Annotated in this window: 20 protein-coding genes; 8 read left to right on the top strand and 12 right to left on the bottom strand. The window is 70.9% G+C overall.

Translation table 11 applies throughout. From position 1 onward, the window contains the following. Window positions 1-135 precede the first annotated feature (135 nt). Window positions 136-3,699 (bottom strand): DNA polymerase III subunit alpha, encoded by a 3,564-nt coding sequence (gene dnaE / locus ACFW3L_RS17195; RefSeq protein ID WP_378741445.1) that lies wholly within the window; start codon window positions 3,697-3,699, stop codon window positions 136-138. A gap of 393 nt (window positions 3,700-4,092) precedes the next feature. On the opposite strand from dnaE, the gene ACFW3L_RS17190 reads away from it, so the two are divergent. Next, entirely contained in the window at window positions 4,093-5,355 is a 1,263-nt protein-coding gene (locus ACFW3L_RS17190; protein ID WP_378741442.1) for an endonuclease/exonuclease/phosphatase family protein, read from the top strand. 42 nt (window positions 5,356-5,397) lie between these two features. Here the strand turns inward: ACFW3L_RS17190 and ACFW3L_RS17185 are convergent, their stop codons facing one another. From ACFW3L_RS17185 to ACFW3L_RS17175, 3 genes are all read right to left on the bottom strand, one after another. Beyond that, the gene (locus ACFW3L_RS17185; RefSeq protein WP_378741440.1) at window positions 5,398-5,721 is read right to left on the bottom strand and encodes a chorismate mutase; all 324 of its coding nucleotides are present in this window, start codon (window positions 5,719-5,721) and stop codon (window positions 5,398-5,400) included. 254 nt (window positions 5,722-5,975) lie between these two features. Next, a complete protein-coding gene (locus ACFW3L_RS17180) occupies window positions 5,976-6,638 on the bottom strand; it encodes a PaaI family thioesterase (protein WP_378741437.1) in 663 nt (220 codons plus the stop codon). 168 nt (window positions 6,639-6,806) lie between these two features. After that, a complete protein-coding gene (locus ACFW3L_RS17175; protein ID WP_378741435.1) occupies window positions 6,807-7,244 on the bottom strand; it encodes a GNAT family N-acetyltransferase in 438 nt (145 codons plus the stop codon). A 118-nt stretch (window positions 7,245-7,362) separates the two neighbouring features. Here ACFW3L_RS17175 and ACFW3L_RS17170 point away from each other — a divergent pair, with 118 nt between their 5' ends. The 3 genes from ACFW3L_RS17170 (at window position 7,363) to ACFW3L_RS17160 (ending at window position 9,351) form a co-directional block, all read left to right on the top strand. Further along, window positions 7,363-8,217: a helix-turn-helix domain-containing protein gene (locus ACFW3L_RS17170; RefSeq protein ID WP_378741433.1), complete on the top strand. Its 855-nt coding sequence runs from the start codon at window positions 7,363-7,365 to the stop codon at window positions 8,215-8,217. 64 nt (window positions 8,218-8,281) lie between these two features. Then, a complete protein-coding gene (locus ACFW3L_RS17165; protein WP_378741431.1) occupies window positions 8,282-9,040 on the top strand; it encodes an AzlC family ABC transporter permease in 759 nt (252 codons plus the stop codon). Beyond that, window positions 9,037-9,351 (top strand): AzlD domain-containing protein, encoded by a 315-nt coding sequence (locus tag ACFW3L_RS17160; RefSeq protein ID WP_378741429.1) that lies wholly within the window; start codon window positions 9,037-9,039, stop codon window positions 9,349-9,351. The genes ACFW3L_RS17165 and ACFW3L_RS17160 overlap by 4 nt, the downstream gene beginning before the upstream one ends. Before the next feature lie 274 nt (window positions 9,352-9,625). Here the strand turns inward: ACFW3L_RS17160 and ACFW3L_RS17155 are convergent, their stop codons facing one another. Next, entirely contained in the window at window positions 9,626-10,822 is a 1,197-nt protein-coding gene (locus tag ACFW3L_RS17155) for a glycine C-acetyltransferase (protein WP_378741427.1), read from the bottom strand. Between the two features lies 1 nt (window position 10,823). Further along, on the bottom strand, window positions 10,824-11,909 hold the full coding sequence (tdh, locus tag ACFW3L_RS17150) for an L-threonine 3-dehydrogenase (RefSeq protein WP_378741425.1): 1,086 nt from the start codon (window positions 11,907-11,909) through the stop codon (window positions 10,824-10,826). Window positions 11,910-11,995: 86 nt separating this feature from the next. Between tdh and ACFW3L_RS17145 the strand changes: the two genes are divergently transcribed. Beyond that, window positions 11,996-12,961 carry a LysR family transcriptional regulator gene (locus tag ACFW3L_RS17145; RefSeq protein ID WP_378741423.1) on the top strand — a complete coding sequence of 322 codons (966 nt, stop codon included), beginning with the start codon at window positions 11,996-11,998 and terminating at the stop codon, window positions 12,959-12,961. A gap of 191 nt (window positions 12,962-13,152) precedes the next feature. Beyond that, the gene (locus ACFW3L_RS17140) at window positions 13,153-14,829 is read left to right on the top strand and encodes a thiamine pyrophosphate-dependent enzyme (RefSeq protein WP_378741421.1); all 1,677 of its coding nucleotides are present in this window, start codon (window positions 13,153-13,155) and stop codon (window positions 14,827-14,829) included. A gap of 34 nt (window positions 14,830-14,863) precedes the next feature. Here the strand turns inward: ACFW3L_RS17140 and ACFW3L_RS17135 are convergent, their stop codons facing one another. Continuing rightward, window positions 14,864-15,769: a LysR family transcriptional regulator gene (locus ACFW3L_RS17135; RefSeq protein WP_378741419.1), complete on the bottom strand. Its 906-nt coding sequence runs from the start codon at window positions 15,767-15,769 to the stop codon at window positions 14,864-14,866. A 73-nt stretch (window positions 15,770-15,842) separates the two neighbouring features. On the opposite strand from ACFW3L_RS17135, the gene ACFW3L_RS17130 reads away from it, so the two are divergent. Then, a complete protein-coding gene (locus ACFW3L_RS17130; protein ID WP_378741417.1) occupies window positions 15,843-16,835 on the top strand; it encodes a DMT family transporter in 993 nt (330 codons plus the stop codon). A gap of 162 nt (window positions 16,836-16,997) precedes the next feature. Here ACFW3L_RS17130 and ACFW3L_RS17125 read toward each other — a convergent pair whose 3' ends face one another. From ACFW3L_RS17125 to ACFW3L_RS17110, 4 genes are all read right to left on the bottom strand, one after another. Beyond that, entirely contained in the window at window positions 16,998-17,924 is a 927-nt protein-coding gene (locus tag ACFW3L_RS17125; RefSeq protein ID WP_378741415.1) for an RluA family pseudouridine synthase, read from the bottom strand. After that, window positions 17,921-18,499 (bottom strand): signal peptidase II, encoded by a 579-nt coding sequence (lspA, locus tag ACFW3L_RS17120; RefSeq protein WP_378741413.1) that lies wholly within the window; start codon window positions 18,497-18,499, stop codon window positions 17,921-17,923. The genes ACFW3L_RS17125 and lspA overlap by 4 nt, the downstream gene beginning before the upstream one ends. Window positions 18,500-18,528: 29 nt before the next feature. After that, window positions 18,529-18,939, bottom strand: coding sequence for a TraR/DksA family transcriptional regulator (locus tag ACFW3L_RS17115; RefSeq protein ID WP_378741411.1), 411 nt, complete (start codon window positions 18,937-18,939; stop codon window positions 18,529-18,531). Between the two features lie 152 nt (window positions 18,940-19,091). Then, window positions 19,092-19,352, bottom strand: coding sequence for a hypothetical protein (locus tag ACFW3L_RS17110; RefSeq protein ID WP_378741409.1), 261 nt, complete (start codon window positions 19,350-19,352; stop codon window positions 19,092-19,094). A 362-nt stretch (window positions 19,353-19,714) separates the two neighbouring features. Between ACFW3L_RS17110 and ileS the strand changes: the two genes are divergently transcribed. After that, entirely contained in the window at window positions 19,715-22,915 is a 3,201-nt protein-coding gene (gene ileS / locus ACFW3L_RS17105) for an isoleucine--tRNA ligase (protein ID WP_378741590.1), read from the top strand. A 67-nt stretch (window positions 22,916-22,982) separates the two neighbouring features. Here the strand turns inward: ileS and ACFW3L_RS17100 are convergent, their stop codons facing one another. Further along, window positions 22,983-24,518 carry a hypothetical protein gene (locus ACFW3L_RS17100; protein WP_378741407.1) on the bottom strand — a complete coding sequence of 512 codons (1,536 nt, stop codon included), beginning with the start codon at window positions 24,516-24,518 and terminating at the stop codon, window positions 22,983-22,985. Between the last annotated feature and the right edge of the window lie 47 nt (window positions 24,519-24,565).

Genomic DNA, 24,565 nt, shown 5'->3' with positions numbered 1-24,565 from the left:
GTTGATCGTTCACGACTGTCACTCCGTGATCCGATAGCTCAAAGATATATCGCTAACTGGCTCAAGGCAAGAGTGGAGACACAAAGATCCCCGTGTGCGGTGCCGCACACGGGGATCCTGGAGGTGGTCGACCGGTCAGTAGTCGACCGCGTACGCCCCCAGCAGGCTCTTCATCTCACCGTTGAACTCAGGCGAGATCCGCACCGAGTAGCGGTCCACCGCGTAGATCCGGGAGCGCACCGGGTTGTCCACCCGGATCCGCACGGGGGTGTCCCCCTTGTGCGTGCTCAGCACCTGACGGAGATCGTCCACGAGCTCGGAGTTCAGCCGGTCCTCGGCCACGGTGAGCAGTACCGGCGGTTCGCCCTCGGTGACGTGGGAGATGTCGAGGATGGACATCTCGGAGGCGAACATCGACCAGGTGCCGTCCCGGTCGTTGAGCCGCCCCTTGACCGTGACCGCCGTGTCCTCCAGCAGCGCCTCCACGTACAGCGGATACGTCTTGGGGAAGAACAGCACCTCCATGCTGGCGTCCAGGTCCTCCACCGTGGCGATGGCCCACTGGTTGCCCGCCTTGTTGGTGCGCTTGTCCACCTTGGAGATCAACCCCGAGATCCGCACCTCACCGCGCTCGCGCGCCAGCTCGCCGGCGACGATCTGCGCGATCGAGGTGTCGCGCGACCGCGCCAGCACCCGCTCGGCCCCGGCCAGGGGGTGGCTGGACACGTACAGACCCAGCATCTCCCGCTCGAACGCCAGCTTCGTCTTGCGGTCCCACTCCTCCTCGCCCCACTGGATGTTCAACCCGATCGGCGTGGAGTCGCCGTCGTCGTCACCACCGCCGAACAGGTCGAACTGGCCGTGCGCCTCCTGCTTCTTGGAGCTGATCATCCCGTCCACCGCCACCTCGTGGTGCCGGTACAGCTCGCGCCGGGGCTGGCCCAGCGAGTCGAAGCCGCCCGCCTTGATCAACGACTCGATCACGCGCTTGTTGCACGCCGCCAGCTCGATCTTGGACAGGAAGTCGGTGAAGGACGAGTACTTGCCCTTCTCCGTGCGGGTCTTGACGATCGAGTTCACCACGTTCGCGCCCACGTTGCGCACGGCGCCCATGCCGAAGCGGATGTCCTTGCCGACCGGGGTGAAGCGCAGACCGGACTCGTTGACGTCCGGCGGGAGCACCTTGATGTGCTGGGCCCGGCACTCGGCCAGGTACACCGCCATCTTGTCCTTGTCGTCACTGACCGAGGTCAACAGCGCGGCCATGTAGGCGGCCGGATAGTTGGCCTTGAGGTACGCGGTCCAGTAGGAGACCAGCGCGTACCCGGCGGCGTGCGACTTGTTGAAGGCGTAGCCCGCGAAGGGAAGCATGACGTCCCACAGGGCCTGGATGGCCTCCTGCGAGAAGCCGCGCTTCTTCGCCCCGGGGAAGAACTTGGCCTCCTCTTCTTCCAGGGCCTCCTTCTTCTTCTTACCCATGGCGCGACGCATCAGGTCGGCGCCGCCGAGCGTGTACCCGGCCAACTGCTGAGCGATCGCCATGATCTGCTCCTGGTAGACCAGCAGGTGGAAGGTCTCTCCCAGGATCGGTTCCAGGGCGTCCTTGAGCTCCGGATGGATCGGAGTGATCTCCTGGCGACCGTTCGAACGGTCGGCGTAGTCGTTGTGTGCGTTGGCCGCCATCGGGCCCGGTCGGTACAGGGAGAGAACAGCCGCGATGTCACCGAACTTCTTCGGCTCCATGCGCTTGAGGAGGTTGCGCATGGCGCCGCCGTCCAGCTGGAACACGCCCAGGGTGTCACCCCGAGAGAGCAGCTGGTAGGTCTTCCTGTCGTCCAGAGGCAGCTGAGCGAGATCGATGTCGACCCCCTCGGCCTCCTTGATGCTCTTGACCGCGTCGTCCATGATCGTGAGGTTGCGCAGGCCCAGGAAGTCCATCTTGAGCAGACCCATGTCCTCGCACTGAGGGTAGGGAAAGCCGGTGATGATGGCGCCGTCGGAGTCACGCTTGTGCAGCGGAATGACGTCGAGCAGAGGTTCCTTGGACAGGATGACGCCCGCCGCGTGCACACCGGTGCCCCGGGTCAGGCCCTCGATACCCCGCGCGGTCTCCATGACCTTGGCTACCTGAGGGTCGTTGTCGACCAGGCCCCGGAGCTCGGTGGTCTCGCCGTACCGCTCGTTCTCGGTGTTGAACACCGCGTCGAGCGCGATCTCCTTGCCACCCACCGCCGCGGGGAAGGCCTTGGTGATCTGGTCACCCACCGAGTAGGGCATACCCAGGATCCGGGTGGAGTCCTTCACGGCCGCTTTGGCCTTGATGGTGCCGAAGGTGAGGATCTGCGCCACCCGCTCCTCACCGTACAACTGGGTGACGTAGTCGATCATCTCGCCGCGCCGACGCTCGTCGAAGTCCAGGTCGACATCGGGCATGGTCACACGCTCGGGGTTGAGGAACCGCTCGAACAGCAGACCGTGTTCCAAGGGGTCCAGGTCGGTGATACCCAGAACGTAGGCGATCATCGAGCCGGCCGCCGAACCACGGCCCGGCCCCAGGGCGATCCCGGTCTTGCGGGCGTGCTGACAGATGTCGGAGACCACCAGGAAGTAGGCGGGGAAGCCCATCTCGTTGATGATGCCGAGTTCGAACTCCACCCGACGGCGGACGTCGTCACCCGCACCGTCCGGGTAACGGGTCGGGAGCAGCCGTTCGACCTCCTTTGCCAGCCAGGAGGCCTGGGTCTCACCTTCCGGGATGGGGAACTCCGGCATGAGGTCGCGATGGGCGAAGACCTCGTCATAGGCCCCGGCCTCGACCCGCTCGGCGATGAGCAGGGTGTTCTTGCAGCCCTGCGCCCACTCGTCGAAGTTGAGCAGGCCGCGCATTTCGTCGGCGGTCTTGAGGTAGTAGCCCGAACCGTTGAACCGGAAACGCGTGGGGTCGTCCAGGTTCTTGCCCACGCCCACCGCCAGCAGGGCGTCATGCGCCGCGGACTGGGACTCGTAGACGTAGTGCGAGTCATTGGTGACCAGCGGAGGGATGTCCAGCTCACGGCCGACCTTGAGCAGGCCGTCGCGGACCTCCTTCTCGATCGGAACGCCGTGGTCCATCAGCTCCAGGAAGACGTTCTCCCTGCCGAAGATGTCCTGGAGTCCTGCCGCGTACTCGATCGCTTCCTTCTCCTGCCCCAACCTCAGCCGTGTCTGCACACCGCCGGAGGGGCAGCCGGTCGAGACGATGATGCCCTCGTTGAACTGCTGCATGAGCTCGAGGTCCATGCGGGGCTTCATGTAGTAGCCCTCGGCCGAAGCCAGGGACGACATCCGGAAGAGGTTGCGCAGACCCTGCGCGTTCCGCGCGAGCATGGTCATGTGCAGGTACCGGCCGCCACCGGAGATGTCCTTGCCGCCTTCCGCCGAGGCGTCGTCGGAGGTGTTGGAGCGCCCCCAGAAGACCCGCTTCTTGTGGAAGCGCGACTCGGGCGCGACGTAGGCCTCGATCCCGATGATCGGTTTGACGCCCGACCCCTTGGACTGCTGGTAGAACTCGTAGGCCCCGAACATGTTGCCGTGGTCGGTCATGGCCACGGCTGGCATCCCCAACCGCCCGGCCTCCTTGAAGAGAGGCTTCAGCTTCGCCGCACCGTCGAGCATCGAGTACTCGGTGTGGACGTGCAGATGTGCGAAGGAGTCGGCCATGACGCGGGTGCCCCCAGGCGGGTAGACGGACGGTGGTGTCCCCTGAGCCTACGACTTCCCCACGACTTTCGCGGACGCCCTGTGGACAGGTGAGCCCCACCGGTGGTGCGGCTCGACCCTCATCGGACCGGCGGCTCACGCCACACTGGGATCGCCGATCCCGTCACAGGTGCGATCACTGGTGTTGTGGGCGCGGTCGGAGCAGACGTCCTCGGGCACGGGTGCCTCCTCACCGAGATCTCCGGGCCGGGCGCGCCACGTGACGTGACGCCCGGGCACGGCCCTACGACACGGGTGCACCGCGAGTCGGGTGCTGGTACACCGTCCGGACACGCGCGCCTGTTAACCTCCGGCGGTCGACCCCCCGCTCCCCCGTTGAGAGGATCCCCTCCCGTGACCACCACGCCGCGCCGGATCGCCTCCACCGCCACGCTGGTGCTGGCCGCCTCCGCGCTGACCGCCCTGCCCTCGTCGGCGGCCGAGTCCCCGTCGGTCCCGACCCCGCCCGGAGCGCACGAGGTGCGCTTCGCCACCTTCAACACCGCGCTGGAGCGCGGTGAGCAGGGCGCCCTCGTCGAGGAGCTGGCCACTCCCGACAGCGAGCAGGCCCGCAACGTCGCAGAGATCATCCAGCACGTGCGTCCCGACGTGCTGCTGGTCAACGAGTTCGACTACGACGAGGAGGGCGCGGGGCCCCGGCTCTTCCAGGACAACTACCTGTCCGTGGGCCAGTCCGGCGCCGCGCCGATCGAGTACCCGTACGTGTACACCGCCCCGGTCAACACGGGTGTGGCCTCGGGCGTGGACCTCAACGGCGACGGCCGGGCGGTGACCGAGCCGGGCGGTCCCGACTACGCCGAGGACGCCTTCGGGTACGGCCTCTTCCCGGGACAGTACGGGATGGTCGTGTACTCGATGTACCCGATCGTGACGGACGAGGTGCGCACGTTCCAGAACTTCCGCTGGGCGGACATGCCGGACGCGTTGCTGCCCACTGACCCGGAGACCGGTGAGCCCTTCTACTCCGAGGAGGCCCTGGAGGTGCTGCGGCTGTCCTCCAAGAGCCACTGGGACGTCCCGATCGACACCGGGCGCGGCCGTCCGGTGCACCTGTTGGCCAGCCACCCGACACCGCCGACCTTCGACGGTCCGGAGCGGCGCAACGTGGCGCGCAACCACGACGAGATCCGCTTCTGGGCGGACTACGTGACCCCGCGCGGCGCCTCGTACGTCTACGACGACCGGGGCGTCCGGGGCGGGCTCGCCCCCGGCTCCCCGTTCGTGATCGCGGGCGACCTCAACGCCGACCCCAACGACGGCGACGGGCACCCCGAGGCGGTGACCCAGCTGTTGGAGCACCGTCACGTCGTGGACGTGCGCCCCTCCAGCCAGGGCGGGCGCGGCGCGGCCCAGCGGCAGGGCGGCGCCAACGAGGACCACGAGGGAGACCCGGAGCTGGACAGCGCCGACTTCAACGACGTGCCCGGCCCGGGCAACCTGCGGGTGGACTACGTCCTGCCGTCGCGGTCGCTGCCCGCACGGGGTTCGGGCGTGTTCTGGCCGACCGTGGACGACCCGCTGTTCCGGCTGACCGGTGACTACCCGTTCCCCAGCTCCGACCACCGTCTGGTGTGGGTGGACCTGCTGCGGCCGTAGCGGTGCGGCGGCGGGCCGGACCCGCCACCGCCCCCTCACCCGTCAGGCGCCGCCGGAGCCACCGCCGCGGGCCGCCTCCTCCTGGGCGGCGGCCAGACCGGCGCTGATCACGCTGTCCATGATGCCGGCGAGGCGGTCAGCGCCCAGCCGGGGAGCGTGCTCGGCCATACGCTCGACGAGGCGCCGCTCGCGGTCCATGTCGCGCCCGGCGAAGTATCCGACCGGCTTGAGGCGCTGGACCTGGGCGGCGACCAGGGCGCGGCGTTCGAGGAGTGCGGCGAGCTCGGCGTCCATCTGGTCGATCCGGCCGCGCAGGCGCAGGATCTGCTCGGCGGGGGACGCGGGTTCGCTGTGACGGTCGTGCACGGAGGTCCCTCTCGGGTGTGGATGCGTTCGCGGAGGCGGCGCGGCCGTACGACCCGTCGGGGAAGTGTGGACTGGGACGTCGGCCGCCCGAAAAGACGAAAGAGCACCGGGCGGATGCCCGAGTGCTCTGTTGCCGACGTTCCCGTTTCCGCCTACGTGCGAGCGGCCGACGGGTGCGTCGGCTGGCTAAACACGTCATAGCGGTGGGTCACGGTCGTGATGCTACTACACGCCGAGGGGGCGCGGGGCGCCGCTCACTCGGGGACCTCGACCTGGATCATGAGGCCGTGGGCCTCGGCGGTGACCTGTCCGTGGGCGCGGATCCGACCGGCCACGAAGACCTTGCGGCCCTCGACCCGCTCCACCCAGGAGGTGATCTCCAGGGGAGTGAACAGAGGCGTGGGGCGGCGGTAGTCGATCTCCAGCCGCGCGGTCAGCCCCGGACTGGTCTCGACGGAGGAGACGCTGCCGACGGCCTGGTCGAGCATGGCGGCGATCCAGCCGCCGTGGACCAGGCCGGGCGGACCCTGGTAGACGGTGTTGAGGGTGACCTCGGCACGCAGCCCCTCCTCGGTGCGGTCGAGGAAGAGCCTCGGCGCGGCGGGGTTGGTCTCGCCCTCGACGATGTTGGTGATGGTGCCGAGCACGGTGGTGCCGTCGCCCAGCTCCCGTCTGACCATGGTGCCGATCTCGCGGCGGGCGACGTTGAGGCGGTCGGTGAGGCCCTCGACCACGGCGGCGGTCTCGGCCAGGGTGTCGGAGTCGACCTCGGTGTTGGCGACGGCGTCGACGAGGTCGTGGACGCGGGAGACCAACGTGCGCAGCTCGGCGGGGATCGAGTGGGCGTCGACGAGCGGGAGTCCGTAGGCTCGCGGGTCGTCGGGGCTCTCGGTGGCCGTGTGCGTGTTGACCGTCATGTGTTCCTCGTCGGATCGGCGTTCGTGCTCGTCGGCGGCGACGTGCTCGGCACGCCGGTGGGGCCGACATCAAAACCGAATCCTACTCGGTAGTACCCGCAGGGGGCGGCCCGAGGGTGTGCGCTCCCCGTCACACCGGACCGGGAGCACGCACCCCGTCGGGCCCGGTCAACCGAGCTTGTGTTCCATGTGCAGGTGCGGGATCCCGGCGTCCATGAACTCCTCACCGTGGGCGGAGTAGCCCAGCCGCTCGTAGAAGCCCAGCGCGTGCGTCTGCGCGTGCAGCTCCACCCGCTCGAGCCCGGACTCGCGGGCCAGCTCCTCGGCTGCGCGCACCAGAGCGGCGCCGGTCCCCCTCCCCCGTCCGGCGGGCAGGACGGCCATGCGGCCCAGGAGGCCCGACCCGTCGCCCTGGTCCACGAGGCGGACCGTGCCCACGGGGGTTCCGTCCACCAGGGCGAGGAGGAACGCGGCGGTGGAGTCACGCTCGTCCCACTCCTCCTCGATGGGGACCTGCTGTTCGGCGACGAAGACGGCTCCCCGGATCACGAAGACGGCCGCGCGGTCGCGCTCGTCCTCGGCCCGGCGGATCTGTGGCTTGCTCATGGGCGCAGACTATCCGCGCGCCGACACCGCACACCCCCGCGGGCCTGCCTGGACCCGTGGGCGTCGGTCCCCCACCCGGGCTCCGGCGGCCCTCCCCGACCCGTTCTAACCTGGACCTATGGAAATGCCCAGCGACGTCCACCCCACGGTCGAGGACCCGCGCGTGGAACGCGCGCGGTACTGGCGTTTCTCCGGGCTGCCCGACACCGAACTGCTCACCGCCCGCTTCGTCACCACGGCCTTCACCCGGCACACGCACTCCACCTACACCATCGGCATGATCACCGCCGGGATCGAGGAGTACTCACACGCGGGCGGGAGCTCACGGGTGGGGCCGGGAGGGCTGGCCGTGGTGGCCCCGGACGAGGTGCACACCGGGCACGCCGGGGTTCCCGAGGGGTGGGGCTACCGGGTGTTCTACCCCGCACCCGAGGTGGTGGAGGACATCGGACGGGAACTGGGGATGCGCGGCACCCCGGGTTTCACCCACTCCGGCATCCACGCCCCGGAGGTCTCCCGTGTGCTGGTGAGCGCGCACATGGCCGCCGAACGGGGGGAACCGCTCACGGCGTCGTCCCTGGCCCGCAGGGGTATCGCGATGCTGCTGCGCGCGCACGGGCGCGAACGCGGGGCCGAGGGCGGGGCGCACACCGCCCGGCCCGAGGTGGCGCTGGCACGGGATCTGCTGACCGAGCGCCTGGTGGACCCGCCGACGCTGGAGGAGCTGGCCACGCACGTGGGGATCGGCCCGTTCTCCCTGGCACGGGCCTTCCGGGCCGCCTACGGACTACCCCCGCACGCCTACCTGAACCAGCAGCGGGTGGACCGGGCCCGGGGCCTGCTGCTCCAGGGCTGGCGGGCGGGCGAGGTGGCCGCGCGGGTGGGCTTCGCCGACCAGTCCCACCTGACCCGGCACTTCCGCCGGCACCTGGGCGTGCCGCCGGTCGCCTACCAACGCGCCCTGCGAGGCTGATCCCCTCGGGGGCGCGCAAGAACGTTCAAGACTCCGGGCCGGGCCCCGCCTAGCGTGGGCGCTCGTGAAGACCTTCTCCGTACTCCGTTCGCCAGCGGTGCGGGACAGCCTCGGGATCGGTGTCGCCGTCGGCGCCGCCGGCCTGGCCTTCGGCACCGCGGCCGTGGCCGCCGAACTGTCCCCCGCCCAGGCGGTGTTCCTCAGCCTGTTCATGTTCACCGGCGCCTCGCAGTTCGCCCTGGTCGGGGTGATCGCCGGTGGCGGCAACCTCGTCGCCGGAGCGCTGGGCGCCCTCCTGCTCGGGGCACGCAACACCCTGTACGGGCTGCGGCTGGCCGACGTCCTGGGGTACCGGGGCACCCGCAGGGCGCTGGCCGCGCACGGGGTGATCGACGAGACCACGGCGGTGACGCTGATCCAGCCGGACCGCGCGTCCGCTCGTACGGCGTTCATGACGACCTACCTGGTCCTGGGCGGGTTCTGGGTGACGACGACCCTGGTGGGCGCGCTGGCCACGGACCGCGTGGACGACATCGACGCGTTCGGGCTGGACGCGGTGGGCCCGGCCATCTTCCTGGGACTGCTGTGGCCCCGCCTGCGCGAGGGCGGGCCGCGCACCTGGCTGATCGCGGGCCTGGGCGCCGGGCTGGCGCTGGCCACGACCCCGTTCCTGCCGCCGGGGGTTCCGGTGCTCCTGGCGGCCTCCGCCGCCCTCCTGGTGTTCGCGGGTGCCGACGACCGGTCGCGGGGACCCGAGGGCGAGGACCACGTGGAACAGGGGACCTCCGCCGGAGGCACGCGCTCCGAGGAGGGACGGTCATGACCCTGTGGATCGCGCTGATCGCCACCGCCGCCGGGTGCTACCTGCTCAAGTACGCCGGGCTGGCGGCCCCGCGTCGCCTGCTGGACAACCCGTGGCTTCGCCGTTTCGCCATGGCCGTCCCCCTCGCCCTGCTGGCCGCGCTGATCACCGTCCAGGCCCTGGGCGAGGGCCAGGCACTGCACTGGGACACCGCCCGCATGGCCGGGGTGGGCGCCGCCGTGCTCGCCCTGGTGCTGCGCGCGCCGTTCCTGTTGGTCGTCGTCGCCGCGGCCGGAACCACGGCCGCCCTGCGCGCCCTCGGAGTGGCCTAGGGCGTGTTCCGTGGATCATTCCGGGCTCGCGACCACCAGGCTGCCTCTCGCCGCGCCGATGAAGCTCGGACAGCCAACCCCGGGCGGGCCCCCGCTGTGCGAAGCTGCGGAGCTTGCGTAGCAGCGCACATTAGGGGCAGCTTCGCTCCTCGTCTTGCGAGAGATGGCCTGGCGGCCGCTCGCATCGATCGGCGCGAGCGCCGAGTCAACCGAAAGCATCCACGGAACACGCCCTGGGCGCCCCCCGGAACGTCTCCGGGGGGCCGCCTCAGCGTCAGTCCGTCGAGTCGGCCGCGCCGAGTTCGTCCCGGACCTGCGCGAACGCCGCCACCGCCGCGCGGACGTCGTCCTCGCTGTGGGCCGCCGACAGCTGGACCCGGATACGGGCACGCCCCATGGGGACCACGGGGTAGGAGAACGCCGTCACGTACACGCCCTTCTCCAGGAGGGCGGACGCCATCCTGGCCGCCTGGGCGGCGTCCCCGATCATCACGGGCACGATCGGGTGCTCGCCGTCAAGGACGTCGAAGCCCGCGGCGGTGATCGACTCCCGGAACAGCGCGGCGTTGCGGTTCAGCCGCGTCCTGAGGTCGTCGGCCTCGGAGAGCATGTCGAGCACGCGCAGGGAGGCACCGACGATCATCGGGGCGAGCGAGTTGGAGAAGAGGTAGGGCCGCGACCGCTGCCGGAGGATCTCCACGATCTCGGCGTGTCCGGCCACGTACCCGCCGCTGGCGCCGCCGAGCGCCTTCCCGAGCGTTCCGGTCACGATGTCCACGCGGTCCTGGACGCCGAACAGCTCCGGCGTTCCCTGGCCGTTCGGCCCGACGAACCCGACGGCGTGGGAGTCGTCCACCATGACGAGCGCGTCGTGGCGCTCCGCCAGGTCGCAGATCTCGTCGAGCGGGGCGAGGTAGCCGTCCATCGAGAACACGCCGTCGGTGACGATGAGGCGGTGGCGCGCGTCCGCGGCCGCGATGAGCTGCTTCTCCAGGTCGACCATGTCCCGGTTCTTGTACCGGAACCTGGCCGCCTTGCTCAACCGGATGCCGTCGATGATGCTCGCGTGGTTCAGCTCGTCGGAGATCACCGCGTCCTCGGCGCTCAGGAGCGTCTCGAAGACGCCGCCGTTCGCGTCGAAGCACGAGCTGTACAGGATGGTGTCGTCGACCCGGAGGAACTCCGAGAGCCGTCGCTCCAGTCGCGCGTGCAGGTCCTGGGTCCCGCAGATGAACCGCACCGAGGCCATCCCGAAACCCGACTCGTCGAGCGCCCGCTTGGCGGCCTCGATCAGGTCGGGGTGGTCGGCGAGGCCCAGGTAGTTGTTCGAGCAGAAGTTGAGGACGGAGTCGTCACCGACGCTGATCCGCGCGGACTGGGGGCCGCTGATCAGCCGCTGGTCCTTGAAGAGCCCCGCCTCCCGGATGTCCTCGATTTCCCGCGTGAGATGGTCGCGCATCGCTGAGTACACGTCACTCCCCTACTGATTGCTGATCGTCGTTGTGGGCGGACCCCGGCTGGGGGATCACCGGCGTGGTCCAGTCGAGCACGACCTTCCCGCACGCGCCGGTCGCGGCGACCTCGAAGGCTTCCTCGTGCTGTTCGTAGCCGAACCGGTGGGTGATGACCGGGCTGATGTCGAGACCGTTCTCGAGCAGGACGGACATCGCGTACCAGGTGTCGAACATCTCCCGCCCGTAGATTCCCTTGAGCGTGAGCATCCGGGTCACCACGGTCGCGAGGTCGACGGAGACGTCGTCGGACGGCAGGCCGAGGACCGCGATACGGCCGCCGGGGCTCATGCTGGAGATCGCCGAGGCGAGCGCCCTGGGCTGCCCCGACATCTCGAACGCGACGTCGAAGCCCTCCTTCATGTTGTTCGCCGACATGACGTCGGCCAGGTCCTCCCGTGAGACGTCCACGGCGATCGTCGCTCCCATGTCCCGGGCCAGCCCGAGGCGGTACGGGCTCAGGTCGGTCACGACGACGCTGCGCGCCCCCGCGTGGCGCGCGGTCGCCGCGGCCATGATCCCGATGGGGCCAGCCCCGGTGACCAGGACGTCCTCGTTCATGACGGGGAAGGACAGCGCCGTGTGCACGGCGTTGCCGAAGGGGTCGAAGATGGCGGCGACGTCGAGGTCGATCGGGATGCGGTGCACCCAGACGTTCGGCTCGGGGAGCACGACGTAGTCGGCGAACGCGCCGTTCGTGTTCACCCCCAGGCCGATCGTGCGGATGCAGAGGTGGCGGCGGCCGGCTCGGCAGTTGCGGCACTTGCCGCACACCAGGTGGCCCTCGCCGCTCACCAGGTCGCCGACCTTCACGTCGCTCACACCACCGCCGACGTCGACGACCTCACCGACGAACTCGTGTCCGAGCACGAGCGGCGGCTCGATCACGGACTCTGCCCAGTGGTCCCAGGCTCTGATGTGGAGGTCGGTCCCGCAGATTCCCGTGCGCAGGACCCTGATGAGCACCTCGCCGCGACCTATCTCGGGGTTCTTGACGTCCGCCAAGGTCAGCCCGGGTTCGCCGCGGAGTTTCGAAAGAGCCTTCATGACCCCGATCATCACGTACCGGATATCATTAAGTCCATCACGAAGACCTGTAGAGAACCTTCAAGCTTTGCTTCAAAGGAGATCGCGTGATCGACCCGCGCCGCCTGCGCGTTCTCCAGGCAGTCGCACTCCACGGCACGGTCACCGCCGCGGCGCGGTCGCTCTACCTGTCACCGTCGGCGGTGTCGCAGCAGCTGTCGGCGCTGGAGCGCGAGGTCGGCCTCGACCTCTTCGAACGCCACGGTCGCAACATCCGGCTGACCTCCCTGGGAACGGTCCTCGCCGGTTACGCCGTGCAGGTGTCAGCGATCCTGGAGCAGGCCGAGGCCGACCTGGCCGCGTCCGCGATCGGTGAGGTCGGCACGGTGAGTATCGCCGCCTTCCCGTCCGCGATCATCGAGGTCGTGGCACCCGCCCTGCGCGCGCTCCGGACCTCCGCTCCGCATCTGCGCGCGCACGTCACCGACGCGGAGGGCGCGGCGGCGCAGCGGCTCCTCGCGGAGGGTCACGTCGACGTCTCACTGTCCGTGGACTATCCCGAGGCGACGGTCTCGACCGTCCAGGAGTTCAGCCACGCCCGTCTGTACTCGGAGCCGTTGGACGCGCTGGTGCCCTCGGACAGCGACCTGGCCGCCAGCGCCCAGGTGTCACTGTCACGCCTGGCGGGCGAGGTGTGGATCACGCCGCTCCCGGGCAACCCCATCCACGACCTCACGCTCCTCGCGTGCCAGCAGGCGGGCTTCCAGCCGCGCGTCGAGTCGGTCTCGAACGACTTCCGCGCGGTCAGCGCGCTCGTGGGCGCAGGCCTCGGCATCGCGCTCGCCCCGCGGTCGGCGATAGCCGCCGTCGACCTGCCAGGCGTCAGCGTCGTCCCCCTGAGGGGACGACCGCCGAGGAGGCACGTGTTCGTCTCCGTGCGCCGTGGAACCGAGGGGCACCCCCTGGTGAACGCCGTCCTCAACGAACTGCACGACCACGCCAGCGCCCTCGAACCGCGCAGGGGCCGGTCGGCGGCACGGCACCTCGAACACGAGGGCCGGGGCCCCGCCTGACCGTTCGGACCACCGGGCACGCGCCGGCGCGGGCGGGTTGGGACGGCTCGGGTGGAGTTGTCCACAGGCCGCGGCGCACGGCCTTGACCGGCTCTGGGCCGCCTGCCAGAGTCAGCCGCATGTGTTCCGGGGCACACCCCTGCCCCGGGGCGCGCTGAGTGGACCTTGCGACGATGGAAGGACCCGCCTCCATGGCCCCTGCCGACCCACGTCCCCCCGCCGACACCGCCGCGCACGCGACGGTGTCGGTCCTGGCCGCCGCCGGGATCAGACGGTGCTACACCGTCCCAGGAGAGAGCTTCCTCGAACTGGCCGACGCCATCGACCAGCACCCGGAGATGGCCCTCGTCTCCACCCGGCACGAGGGCGGCGCCGCCTTCATGGCCGAGGCCGAGGCCAAGCTCACCGGTGTCCCCGCCGTGGCCGCCGCCACCCGGGGCCCCGGCGCGGCCAACCTGGCGGTGGGCGTGCACACCGCCATGCAGGACTCCACCCCGATGATCGTCTTCCTGGGACAGGCCGAGACCGAGCACCTGGGCCGGGAGGCCTTCCAGGAGGTGGACCTGACCGCCTTCTACGCGCCCATCACCAAGTGGTCGACCACCGTGCACCGGGCGGACCGGTTGGCGGAGGTGACCGCGCGCGCGGTCCGGATCGCCACCACCGGGCGGCCGGGCCCGGTGGCCATCGCCGTTCCGGGAGACCTCTTCGGGCAGAGGGTCGGCGCACCGCCCGCTCCGCGGGCCCCGCTGGTCCCCCGGCCGCCGCTGGGCGAGGGCGACCGCGACCGACTGGCCGCCTGGCTGGCCCGGGCGGTGCGCCCGGTGATCATCGCGGGCGGCGGGGCACGGGCCGCGCGCGAGGACCTCGTGCGCGTGGCCGAGCGGTACAGCGCCGGGGTGTACGCCGCCTGGCGCCGCCAGGACGTCTTCCCCAACGACCACCCGCTCTACCTCGGGCACCTGGGGCTGGGGGCGCCCAGCGCGGTGCTGGGCGCCCTCGCGGACGCCGACGCGGTCCTGGTGGTGGGCTGCCGGATGAGTGAGACCACCACCCAGGGGTACCGGCTGCCCGAGTCGGACGGCCGTACCAGGGTGGCGCAGATCGACATCGACCCCGCGCAGGTGGGCGCTACCAAGGACGTGTGGCTCGGCGCGGTGGCCGACTCCGGCGAGGCGCTGCGCGCCCTGGCGGAGGCCCCGGTCAAGGTGCCCTACCGGGACTGGAGCGCGGCACGCCGACTCTGGGTGGAGAGCGCCACCGTCCCACCGGAGGCCGAGCGGCACAGCGGACCGCGCATGCACCCGTGGTCGGTGATCGCGGGCATGCGCGAGGCCCTGCCCGAGGACGCCCTGATCACCAACGACGCGGGCAACTTCGCCTCCTTCCTGCACCGGGGCTGGTGGTACCGGCACGCGGACACCCAGCTGGCGCCGACCAGCGGAGCCATGGGCTACGCGGTGCCCGCCGCCGTGGCCGCCAAGCTCGCCGCCCCCGGGCGGACGGTGGTGGCGGTGGCCGGGGACGGCGGCGCTCTGATGACCGGGCAGGAGCTGGAGACGGCGGTGCGCCACGGCGCTGCGATCACGGTGGTGGTGTTCCAGAACGGGCTCTACGGCACGATCGCCATGCACCAGGCCCGCGAGCTGGGCAGACTCGCGGGGACGGAGATCAGCGGCCCCCTGGACCTGGCCGGGTACGCCCGCGCGTTGGGGGCCCGGGGCGCCACCGTGCACACCCGTGAGGAGCTGGAGAAGGCGCTGTCCGAGGCCGTGGGCGCGGACCTGCCCACCCTGGTGGACGTGCGCACCGATCCGGAGGTGATCAGCCCGACCGCCACCATGACGGACCTGCTCGGCGACGCCTGAACCGGTGGGGCGTCCCGCGGGTCGCCCCACCGGTTCAGTCCGCGTAGGCCGCGGCCGCCTCGCGCAGTGCCCGGACCACGGCCCTGATGGCCGGGCGCCGGGAGGCGTCGGTACGCCAGAACACGTAGACCTGGCGGACCATCGCGGGCTGCACCGGGACCACCGTCACCCCCTCGGGCACGGGGCCCCGGCCCAGGCGGGGCATGACGGCGGCGCCGATCCCTGCGGCGATCAGGGCCAGCTTGGTCTGGTGCTCCTCCACGGAGTGGATGACATGGGGTTCGGCCCCGCGCCCCCGGATGATGTCGTGCAGCCAGTCGTCGCAGATGGACCCCTTGGTCCAGCTGATCCACGGCAGGTCCAGGATCTCGTCAAGCTCCAGGATCTCCCGATGGGCCAGGGGGTGGTCCGAGGGCAGCGCGATGTCACCGACGTCCTCCATGAGGGAGGCGCGCGTCATCCCCTGGGGCAGTTGCAGGGGCGCCCCCATCCAGTCCACGACCAGGGCCAGGTCGGCGTCGCCGCGCGCCATGGCCGGGACGCTCTCCTGCGGTTCGTCCTCGTGCAGTTCCACCCTGAGACCCGGGTGGGCCTCACGCAGGGCGGGAAGGGCGGCGGGCAGCAGTCCACGCACGGCCGTGGGGGTGGCGGACAGGCGCAGGTGGCCGGTGACCTCGCCCCGGTGGGCCTCGAGGTCGGCCTCGGCGCGGTGGACCAGGCTCAGGATGCGGGAGGTGTGTTCCACGAGGAGCTCGGCGGCGTCCGTGAGGCGCACGCCCCGCCCGTTGCGCTCGACCAGGGGTTGGCCGACCTCGCGTTCGAGCTTGGTCAGCTGCTGTGAGACGGCGGAGTTGGTGACGTGCAGGGCCTGGGAGGCCGCGCTGAGGGACCCGTGGGCGGCGATGGCGTGCAGGACCCGGAGGCGGTCGACACTGAGCATGTAAGCAACGCTAAGCCATGGGTTTAGAGATACGAAGTAGACCTAAGGGATCGTGCACAGATAGAAACATCCCATGTCCACTCTTCCCGACGCCGTCGCCTCCGTCCCGTCGGCCGTCGCACCCCGACGAACCCCGCTCCTGAACTGGCGTGCCAAGTTCGTGCTGCTCGCGCTCATCTGGGGCATGAGCTTCGTCCTCCTCCGGGTCGGCGCGGAGGTCCTCGCCCCGCTCCAGCTCGCCCTGGGCCGCATGGGTACCGGGGCCCTGGCCCTGCTCGCGATCCTGTTCCTGACCCGTGGACGACTCCCCTCCTCACCCCGGCTGTGGGGACACGTGTTCGTGGCCGCCCTGCTGCTGAACACCGTCCCGTTCACCCTGTTCGGGTACGCGGCCCAGCTCATCCCCTCCGCACTCATGGGCATCGTCAACGCCGCCACCCCGCTCTTCGGCGTGGTGTTCGCCATGCTGATCCTCACCGACGAACGGCCCGACCGGACCCGCCTCCTCGGCCTGGGCATCGGCTTCCTCGGGGTCCTCACCGTCTTCGGCGTCTGGAACTCCCTGGGCCGCGTCGACGCCTCCGACGAGGAGGCTCTGCTCGGCATGCTCCTGGTGGTGGGCGCCACCGTCTGCTACGGGATCGGCACCCCCTACCTGCGCCGGTTCGTGGCGGGAAGCCCGCACACGGCGCTGGAGCTGAGCTCGCTCCAGATGCTGCTGGGAACCCTGCCCCTGCTGGTGCTGGCTCCGCTGTTCACCGGGGTCCCCACCGAGCTCACCTGGCGGGCCGCCCTCGCCGTGACCGCCCTGGGCGTGTTCGGCACCGGGTTCGCCTACATCCTCAACTACGCGATCGTCCGGGCCGCGGGCGCGACGGTGGCCACCACCGTCACCTACGTCGTCCCGGTGGTCGCCGTCACCGCCGGAGTCCTGCTGCTCGGTGAGACCCTGACCTGGAACCAGCCGCTGGGGGCCCTCGTGATCATCCTCGGCGCGGCGCTGTGCCAGCGGGTCCTGCACGTCCGCCGCCCGGCCCCGGTGGGGCAGGACGGCGGAGGGGTCTGACGAGGGGCGGGGGCCGGGGCCCACGCTGTGCGAGGCCGCGGAGCTCACGTAGCGGCGCGCAGGAGGGGCGGCCTCGCTCCTGGTCTCGCGAGATATCGCCCGGATGGCCGCTGGCCTCAACGGTGGCTCCGCCGCCATCGGCGAAGCCCCGAGAGACACGGCCTAGTCCTCGCGGAGCAGCTCCACGGCGGTGCTCAGGTCGTCGGGGTAGGGGCTCGAGAACTCCACCGGGCGGTGCTCGGTGGGGTGGTCGAAGCCCAGACGCACCGCGTGCAGCCACTGCCTCCTGACCCCCAGCCGTTCGGCGAGGGTCGGGTCGGCGCCGTACAGGTGGTCACCCACGCACGGGTGGCGCAGCGCGGCCATGTGCACCCGGATCTGGTGGGTGCGGCCCGTCTCCAGCTTGATCTCCAGCAGGCTCGCGGCCCGGAAGGCCTCCTGGGTGTCGTAGTGCGTCACCGAGGGGCGCCCGCCCGCGACCACGGCCCAGCGTCCGTCACCGGCCGGGTGTCGGTCGATCGGGGCGTCGACCGTGCCGCGCAGCGGGTCGGGGTGTCCCTGGACCAGCGTGTGGTAGCGCTTGTCCACGGTGCGCTCCTTGAACGCCCGCTTGAGCACGCTGTAGGCGGTCTCGCTCTTCGCCACGACCATCAGGCCGGTGGTGTTCGCGTCCAGCCGGTGCACGATGCCCTGGCGCTCGGCGGCGCCGCTGGTGGCCAGCTGCACGCCGGAGGCCAGCAGACCCTCCAGCACGCTGGGGCCGGTCCAGCCGACCGTGGGGTGCGCGACCACGCCCACCGGCTTGTCCACCACGATGATGTCCGCGTCCTCGTGCACGATCCGCATGCCCGGGACTGCCTCGGCCCGGGGCACCGGGGCGGTGGGCGGCGGCGGGAGGGTGACCTCCAGCCAGGCACCGGCACTCACCCGGTCGGACTTGGCCGCCTCGGCGCCGTCGAGGAGGACCCCGCCGTCCCCGATGATCTCGGCCGCGCGGGTCCGGGAGAGCCCGAACATCCGCGCGATGGCGGCGTCGAGCCGGTCGCCCTCGAGCCCGTCAGGGACGGGCAGGCTCCGGGTGTCGCTCATGCGCCCTTCCCTTCGTCGTTGTCGTCGTTGTCCTTCGCGGCGCCCTCGTCGGGCCCGGCACCCTCGTCCTCGGCCCTCGTCCCGTCCAGGTTGAGCCCCTTGAACGTGAGCGCCACCACCAGGCAGGCCCCGACCACCACGCAGGAGTCGGCCACGTTGAAGACCGGGAAGGTCCCGACGCTGATGAAGTCGACGACCGCGCCCGTCCCGGGCGTCTCGCCCCGGAAGTAGCGGTCGACGAGGTTTCCGGCGGCGCCGCCCATCATCAGGCCGAGCGTCGCGCCCCACCACAGGCTGCGCACACGCCAGCCGATCCAAGCGATCGCGAGGACCACGACGGTGGCGATGGCGGTGAACACCCACGTGTAGCCGGTACCGAGCGAGAACGCGGCACCGGTGTTGTAGACCAGGGTGAACTGGACGAATTCGCCGACGACGTCGAGCCGCTCGCCCGGGGAGAAGGCGGCCAGCACCCACTCCTTGGTGAGGAAGTCGACGACGATCGCGGTGAGCGCGACCACCAACAGGAGTACGTACCTGCGCGGCCGGGCAACGGTGTTGTCGGTCGTGGTCATGTTGCTGTCCCCGGAGGGCTCTACCTCAGTCAGCGACGCTCCTCGCGCTGTTTGCAGGTGACGCACAGGGTGGCGCGCGGAAAGGCCTGTAGACGCGCCTTACCGATGGCCTGGCCGCATGACTCACAGACCCCGTAGGTCCCCGCGTCCATCCGTTCGATCGCCCGCTCGCTCTTGGCGAGCAGGTCACGAGTATTGTAGGCCAACGCCAGATCGTGTTCGCGCTGGAAGGTCTTGGCCCCGACGTCGGCGGGGTCGTCCCCCGCGCCCTCGACCGGATCGGTGAGCCGCTCCGCGAGCTCCTTCTCGCCGTCCCGCAGTTCCTCGCGCTGGGCCGCGATCTCGCCCTCCAGCTGCTTCCGGACCTCCGCGAGCTCCCCCGACGTCCAGGGCTCCTCGCCCGGTCGCACCGGCAGCGCCGCCGCCTCGGTGGCCTTCATCGCACTCCCCCTCCACGTGCACCACGGCCTCCGCACCCCACCTGAACTGGGGTTCTCCCCTTCGGAACGGCCGTGAGTGGTGCCGTGAGCCTAGGCAATACCCCGGCCCATGGCAACGATCCCGACGGTGCGGTGCGGGAGGTCGGCGCGGCTCACTCGGCCACGGCGAACCCGCCGTAGTCCTCAGCGAGCAGCAGCAGGTGGGGCTCGTCGAAGACCGCCGAGCCGCCGTGCGGTCCGGTCAGCACCTCGATCACCCAGTCGACGTCCTCGGCGTCGTCCTCCCCCGCGAGCATGTCCCGGTACACCCGGCACGGCTCGTAGCCCTGCTCCAGCAGCTGCTCCGCGAGCTCCTCCGCGTCGTCGCGGTCGGGCAGGGTCACCAGGACCGCGCCCCGTGTCCGCTCCGCCATGGCCGCCCCCCACCTAAAGCGCGGCGCGCCTGGCCGCACTGCGTTATCCTGAAGTCGTGTCGATGGGGACGAGTAACGCTGGCCCCGACCGGACGGACACAGCCTAGAGGGGGCTGGACCGCCCAAGCGACCCGGGGACGGTGCGAGCCCGGGGGCAACGACCAGCGCGAAGATCACCCCGGAGCCGCCGGAAGAACGGGCCGCGCACAGCGCGCACCCCAGTAGAACCGGCACGAACCCAACGAAGTGGGACCCGCCACCGACCGCCCAGCGGACTCGGACGCGGCTCCAAGGAGGGTGGTACCGCGGGGCTCGGCCTCGTCCCTCCGTCAGGAACACCCCTGATGGAGAAAGGTACGACGGTGACCGACGACCCCCGGCCCGAATCCCGCGCGCTGCCCCAGCTGCCCGCTCAGATCGACCTGCCCGCGACGGAGCGCGAGATCCTCGGCCGCTGGTCGAAGGAGAACGTCTTCCAGCGCTCGCTCGACCAGACGCGCGGCAACGAGAACTGGGTCTTCTACGAGGGCCCGCCCACCGCGAACGGCCAGCCCGGCGTGCACCACGTCGAGGCCCGCGCCTTCAAGGACGTCTTCCCGCGCTTTCGCACCATGCGTGGCTACCACGTGGACCGCAAGGCGGGCTGGGACTGCCACGGCCTGCCGGTCGAGGTCGCCGTGGAGAAGGAACTCGGCCTGAGCGGCAAGAAGGACATCGAGGCCTTCGGCATCGCCGAGTTCAACCAGCGCTGCCGCGAGTCCGTCCTGCGCAACGTCGACGCGTTCACCTCCATGACCGAGCGCATGGGCTACTGGGTCAACATGGACGACGCCTACCGCACCATGGACCCGCAGTACGTGGAGTCCGTCTGGTGGGCACTCAAGCAGATCTGGGACCGGGAGCTGCTGGTCCGCGACTACCGGATCAGCCCCTACTGCCCCCGCTGCGGCACGACGCTCTCCGACCACGAGCTGGCCCAGGGCTACGAGACCGTCACCGACCCGTCGGTGTACGTGCGCTTCCCCGTCACCTCGGGGCCGCTGGCCGCTCCCGAGCACCCCACCTCGCTGCTGGTGTGGACCACGACCCCGTGGACCCTGGTGTCCAACACCGCCGTGGCCGTGCACCCGGACGTCCGGTACGTGGTGGCCACCAACGGCGACGAGCGGCTCGTGGTCGCGGAGCCGCTGTTCGAGAAGGTCCTCGGAGAGGGCTGGGAGCTCACCGGTGAGAGCTTCGAGGGGGACGAGATGGAGCGGTGGACCTACCAGCGCCCCTTCGACCTCGTGCCCTTCGACGAGCCCGCGCACTACGTGGTGCTCGCGGACTACGTCACCGTCGAGGACGGCACCGGTCTGGTCCACCAGTCCCCCGCCTTCGGCGCCGACGACATGCTGGTCTGCCGCTCCTACGGCCTGCCCGTGGTCAACCCGGTCCGCCCGGACGGCACCTTCGAGGCCGACCTCCCCCTCGTGGGCGGCGTGTTCTTCAAGGAGGCCGACAAGACGCTGGTCCGCGACCTCAAGGACCGCGGCCTGCTCTTCCGCCACCTGAACTACGAGCACTCATACCCGCACTGCTGGCGCTGCCACACCGCGCTGCTCTACTACGCGGTCCCGTCCTGGTACATCCGCACCACCGCCGTCAAGGACGAACTCCTCGCGCAGAACGACCGCACCAACTGGGTGCCGGAGAACGTCAAGGAGGGCCGCTTCGGGGAGTGGCTGCGCGGCAACGTCGACTGGGCGCTGTCCCGCAACCGCTACTGGGGCACGCCGCTGCCGATCTGGGAGTTCCCCGACGGCCGCCAGATCTGCGTGGGCTCCCTGGAGGAGCTGAGCGAGCTCAGCGGCCAGGACCTGTCCAACCTGGACCCGCACCGGCCCTACGTCGACGACATCGTCATCCCCGACCCCGACGCGGACCCGTCACTGCCCGAGGAGCAGCGCGTGGCCCGCCGCGTGCCCGAGGTCATCGACGCCTGGTTCGACTCCGGCTCCATGCCGTTCGCCCAGTGGGGCGCGCCGCACCAGAACAAGGAGACCTTCGAGGAGAACTTCCCCGCGCAGTACATCTCCGAGGCCATCGACCAGACCCGCGGCTGGTTCTACTCGCTGCTCGCGGTGAGCACCCTGGTGTTCGGCCGCAACTCGTTCGAGAACGTGGTCGTGCTCGGCCACATCCTCGCCGAGGACGGCCGCAAGATGAGCAAGCACCTGGGCAACGTCATGGAGCCCATCGCGGTGATGGACCGGCACGGTGCCGACGCCCTGCGCTGGTTCATGCTGGCCAGCGGCTCGCCGTGGACGGCCCGCCGGGTCGGCCACGCCGCCCTTGAGGAGATCGTCCGGAAGGTGCTGCTGACCTACTACAGCACCACGTCGTTCCTCACCCTCTACGCCAACGCCGGTGAGGGCTGGGACCACTCGAAGCTGGCCGACGCGCCCGCCCCGCAGGACCGGCCGGTGCTGGACCGCTGGCTGCTGTCGGAGCTCAACGAGGTCGTCCGGGACGTCACGAAGGCGATGGAGGAGTTCGACACGACCGGGGCCGGGCGACGCCTGACCGCGTTCGTGGACGACGTCTCCAACTGGTACGTCCGCCGTTCCCGCCGCCGGTTCTGGGGCGGAGCCGACACTCCCGAGGGCGCGGCCGCCTTCGCGACGCTGTTCGAGGCCCTGGAGACCGTCACCCTGCTGATGGCTCCGATCGTCCCCTTCCTGACCGATCACGTGTGGTCGGCGCTGCGCCGCCCGGAGGCCGCCGAATCGGTGCACCTGGCCTCCTGGCCGCAGGTGAACGAGGACCTGATCGACGCCGAGCTGTCCAGGAACATGGCGCTCACCCGCCGTCTGGTGGAGCTGGGCCGGTCCGCGCGGGTCGACTCCGCGATGCGTACCCGTCAGCCGCTGGCCCGCGCCCTGGTGGGCGCTCCGGGCTTCTCGGACCTGCCGGAGCAGCTGCGCGCCCAGGTGGCCGAGGAGCTCAACGTGGCCGGGCTGGACGCGCTGTCGTCGGTCGGCGGCGACCTCGTGGACTACGTGGTCAAGCCGAACTTCCGCGCACTGGGCAAGCGGTTCGCCAAGCGGACGCCGCTGGTGGCCAAGGCCATCCAGGCCGCCGACCCGGCCGCCCTGGTCGCGCAGGTCCGTGACACCGGCTGGGCGCAGGTGCGGGTCGAGGACGAGCCGGTCGAGGTCAACGCCGACGAGGTGCTGGTGACCGAGCAGCCCCGCGAGGGCTGGGCGGTGGCCTCCGAGGGCGGTGAGACCGTGGCCCTGGACCTGGAGCTGACCCCGGAGCTGCGTCGCGCGGGTCTGGCCCGCGAGATGGTCCGGATGCTCCAGGAGGCCCGGAAGAACAGCGGCCTGGACGTGTCCGACCGGATCCACGTCTGGTGGTCGACGGGCGACGAGTCGATCCGTCAGGCGCTCACCGAGCACGGTCAGCTGATCGCCGGTGAGGTGCTCGCCGACGCCTTCGTGGCCGGTACGTCCGAGGACGCGCCGCACTCGGCCGAGTCGGAGGAGTTCGACGTGGTCTTCGGCTTCCGCCGCGCCTGACCCGTCACGTCCCAGGGACGGCGAAGGGCCCCGCTCGCGCTGAGCGGGGCCCTCTCGTGTTCAGGGGTCAGGCGCTGTAGGAGGGGTTGCTCTCCTTGGCGCTCTCGGAGTCCTCGGCCCGGTCCTCGGTGGGTGCGGAGCTCCCGGCGTCCTCGAACGCGGGGGTCTCGGTCGGGGCGGCCTCGTCGGACCCGTGGCGAACCGGCTCGGTCACGCTCTCCCGGGTCTCGTCCGGAAGGGCGTTCGGTTCCTCGGGAACGTCGGTGTCCTCGGCCCGGGTGTCCTCGCCGGGCTCGACCTCTTCGGCGTGAGGCTTCTCCGAGAACGGAGGCCCCTCGTCGGGGGGCGTGGCCCGGTCTGCCGGGGTGTCCTCATCGGGACCACCGTCGACCGGCTCCACCTCCTGAGGGCCCTCGGGGATCGAGGCGTCCTTCTCGGAGTCCGTGTCCTGGTCGGCCGGGGCGTCCTCGACCGGAGCGATCTCGTCACCCTGGAGCGTCTCCGGGGATCTTCGGTCCTCCTCCGAGACAGCGTCCTGGTCGTCCCGGACGGCCTCACCGGACGGTCCGTCGACCGGGTCGATCCCGTGAGGGGCCTCCGGGGACACGTGTTCCTCCGCCGGGACAGCGTCCTGGCCGTCCTGGGTGTCCTCACCGGACGGTCCGTGGACCGTCTCGTCCTGACGGGCCGCCTCCGTCGGGGCCGTCTCCCCGGCCTCGGTGTCCTGATCGGGCTCGGGGGCATCCTCCGGCGTGTCGAGGAGGGCCGCGTAGGCGACGGCCTCCTCGTCGTCCACGGGGGCCGCGTCCTCGCGGACCCGCTCCTGCGCCGACGCCTCGTCGCTCTCGGGAGGCGACGGTTCCTCCCTGGCGGTGGTCTCCTCCGTCGCGGTCCTCTCGACCGCCCCCCGCTCGGGCTCCGTGGCGGGCTCGGCCTCGGCCACGGCCTCCGGGGGGTGCTCCTCCGCGACCACGGGTTCCGGCGCCGCCTCGACCTCGGTCGGGTCCGGCGCGTCCTCGTGGAGCGCCTCCGGCTCGGGGGTCCTCTCGTCCCGCGGGGACACGTCCGATCCGTCGGGTTCGGGGACGGTCTCGGCTCTCTCGGAGTCCTCTGCCGACTGCGGCGCCGTCTCCGGCTCGACGGCCGGCTCCGGCCAGCTCCCCATGGTGGGGGTCTGCCAGCGGGGAACCTCGAACTCCGCTTCCTCCTCGTTCTCCTCGGCCGCCGCGACACGCGGCTCGCCGGGCTCGTGCCCCGGGGGCACGGGGGGCTCCGTGACGGCGGATTCCCGCACCGGCTGCGGAGCCGGTGCGGGTACGCGCCTGGAGTGCTCCGGTTCCCACTGTGTGACCGGTACCGTGTCGGCCGCCGTCGCGGCGGCCACCACGGGGACGGACGACTTCCCCAAACCGTCCGTCCGTGCCGTGTCCGATCCGCTCCCACCGAACCGTCCCTGGACCAGCGCGCCCAACAACAGGAGGACGCTCAACCCGCCGAGTCCCAGGGCGATGTACACCAGGGTGGGCTCAGCGAGCACCAGGGCTGCCGCGATGACGACGAGGGCCGCCAGTACCGCCACGGTGGCGAGGAGGCTAAGGATCACGGGTCGACCAGGGCCTTTACACGTGTGGAGCCGGAGTTTTCAGTTGT

The organism is Nocardiopsis sp. NPDC058789, assembly GCF_042745575.1.
Classification (GTDB): domain Bacteria; phylum Actinomycetota; class Actinomycetes; order Streptosporangiales; family Streptosporangiaceae; genus Nocardiopsis; species Nocardiopsis eucommiae.
This window is presented reverse-complemented; position numbering and strand designations above follow the sequence as displayed.

What these genes read in the sequence shown, in the direction of transcription:
- ACFW3L_RS17170 (WP_378741433.1), top strand. Translation starts at nt 7,363, where the DNA reads ATGGAAATGCCCAGCGACGTCCACCCCACGGTCGAGGACCCGCGCGTG.
- ACFW3L_RS17125 (WP_378741415.1), bottom strand. Translation starts at nt 17,924, where the DNA reads ATGAGCGACACCCGGAGCCTGCCCGTCCCTGACGGGCTCGAGGGCGAC.
- ACFW3L_RS17180 (WP_378741437.1), bottom strand. Translation starts at nt 6,638, where the DNA reads ATGACGGTCAACACGCACACGGCCACCGAGAGCCCCGACGACCCGCGA.
- ACFW3L_RS17115 (WP_378741411.1), bottom strand. Translation starts at nt 18,939, where the DNA reads ATGAAGGCCACCGAGGCGGCGGCGCTGCCGGTGCGACCGGGCGAGGAG.
- ACFW3L_RS17130 (WP_378741417.1), top strand. Translation starts at nt 15,843, where the DNA reads ATGTCCACTCTTCCCGACGCCGTCGCCTCCGTCCCGTCGGCCGTCGCA.
- ACFW3L_RS17110 (WP_378741409.1), bottom strand. Translation starts at nt 19,352, where the DNA reads ATGGCGGAGCGGACACGGGGCGCGGTCCTGGTGACCCTGCCCGACCGC.
- ACFW3L_RS17160 (WP_378741429.1), top strand. Translation starts at nt 9,037, where the DNA reads ATGACCCTGTGGATCGCGCTGATCGCCACCGCCGCCGGGTGCTACCTG.
- lspA (WP_378741413.1), bottom strand. Translation starts at nt 18,499, where the DNA reads ATGACCACGACCGACAACACCGTTGCCCGGCCGCGCAGGTACGTACTC.
- ACFW3L_RS17140 (WP_378741421.1), top strand. Translation starts at nt 13,153, where the DNA reads ATGGCCCCTGCCGACCCACGTCCCCCCGCCGACACCGCCGCGCACGCG.
- dnaE (WP_378741445.1), bottom strand. Translation starts at nt 3,699, where the DNA reads ATGGCCGACTCCTTCGCACATCTGCACGTCCACACCGAGTACTCGATG.
- tdh (WP_378741425.1), bottom strand. Translation starts at nt 11,909, where the DNA reads ATGAAGGCTCTTTCGAAACTCCGCGGCGAACCCGGGCTGACCTTGGCG.
- ACFW3L_RS17175 (WP_378741435.1), bottom strand. Translation starts at nt 7,244, where the DNA reads ATGAGCAAGCCACAGATCCGCCGGGCCGAGGACGAGCGCGACCGCGCG.
- ACFW3L_RS17135 (WP_378741419.1), bottom strand. Translation starts at nt 15,769, where the DNA reads ATGCTCAGTGTCGACCGCCTCCGGGTCCTGCACGCCATCGCCGCCCAC.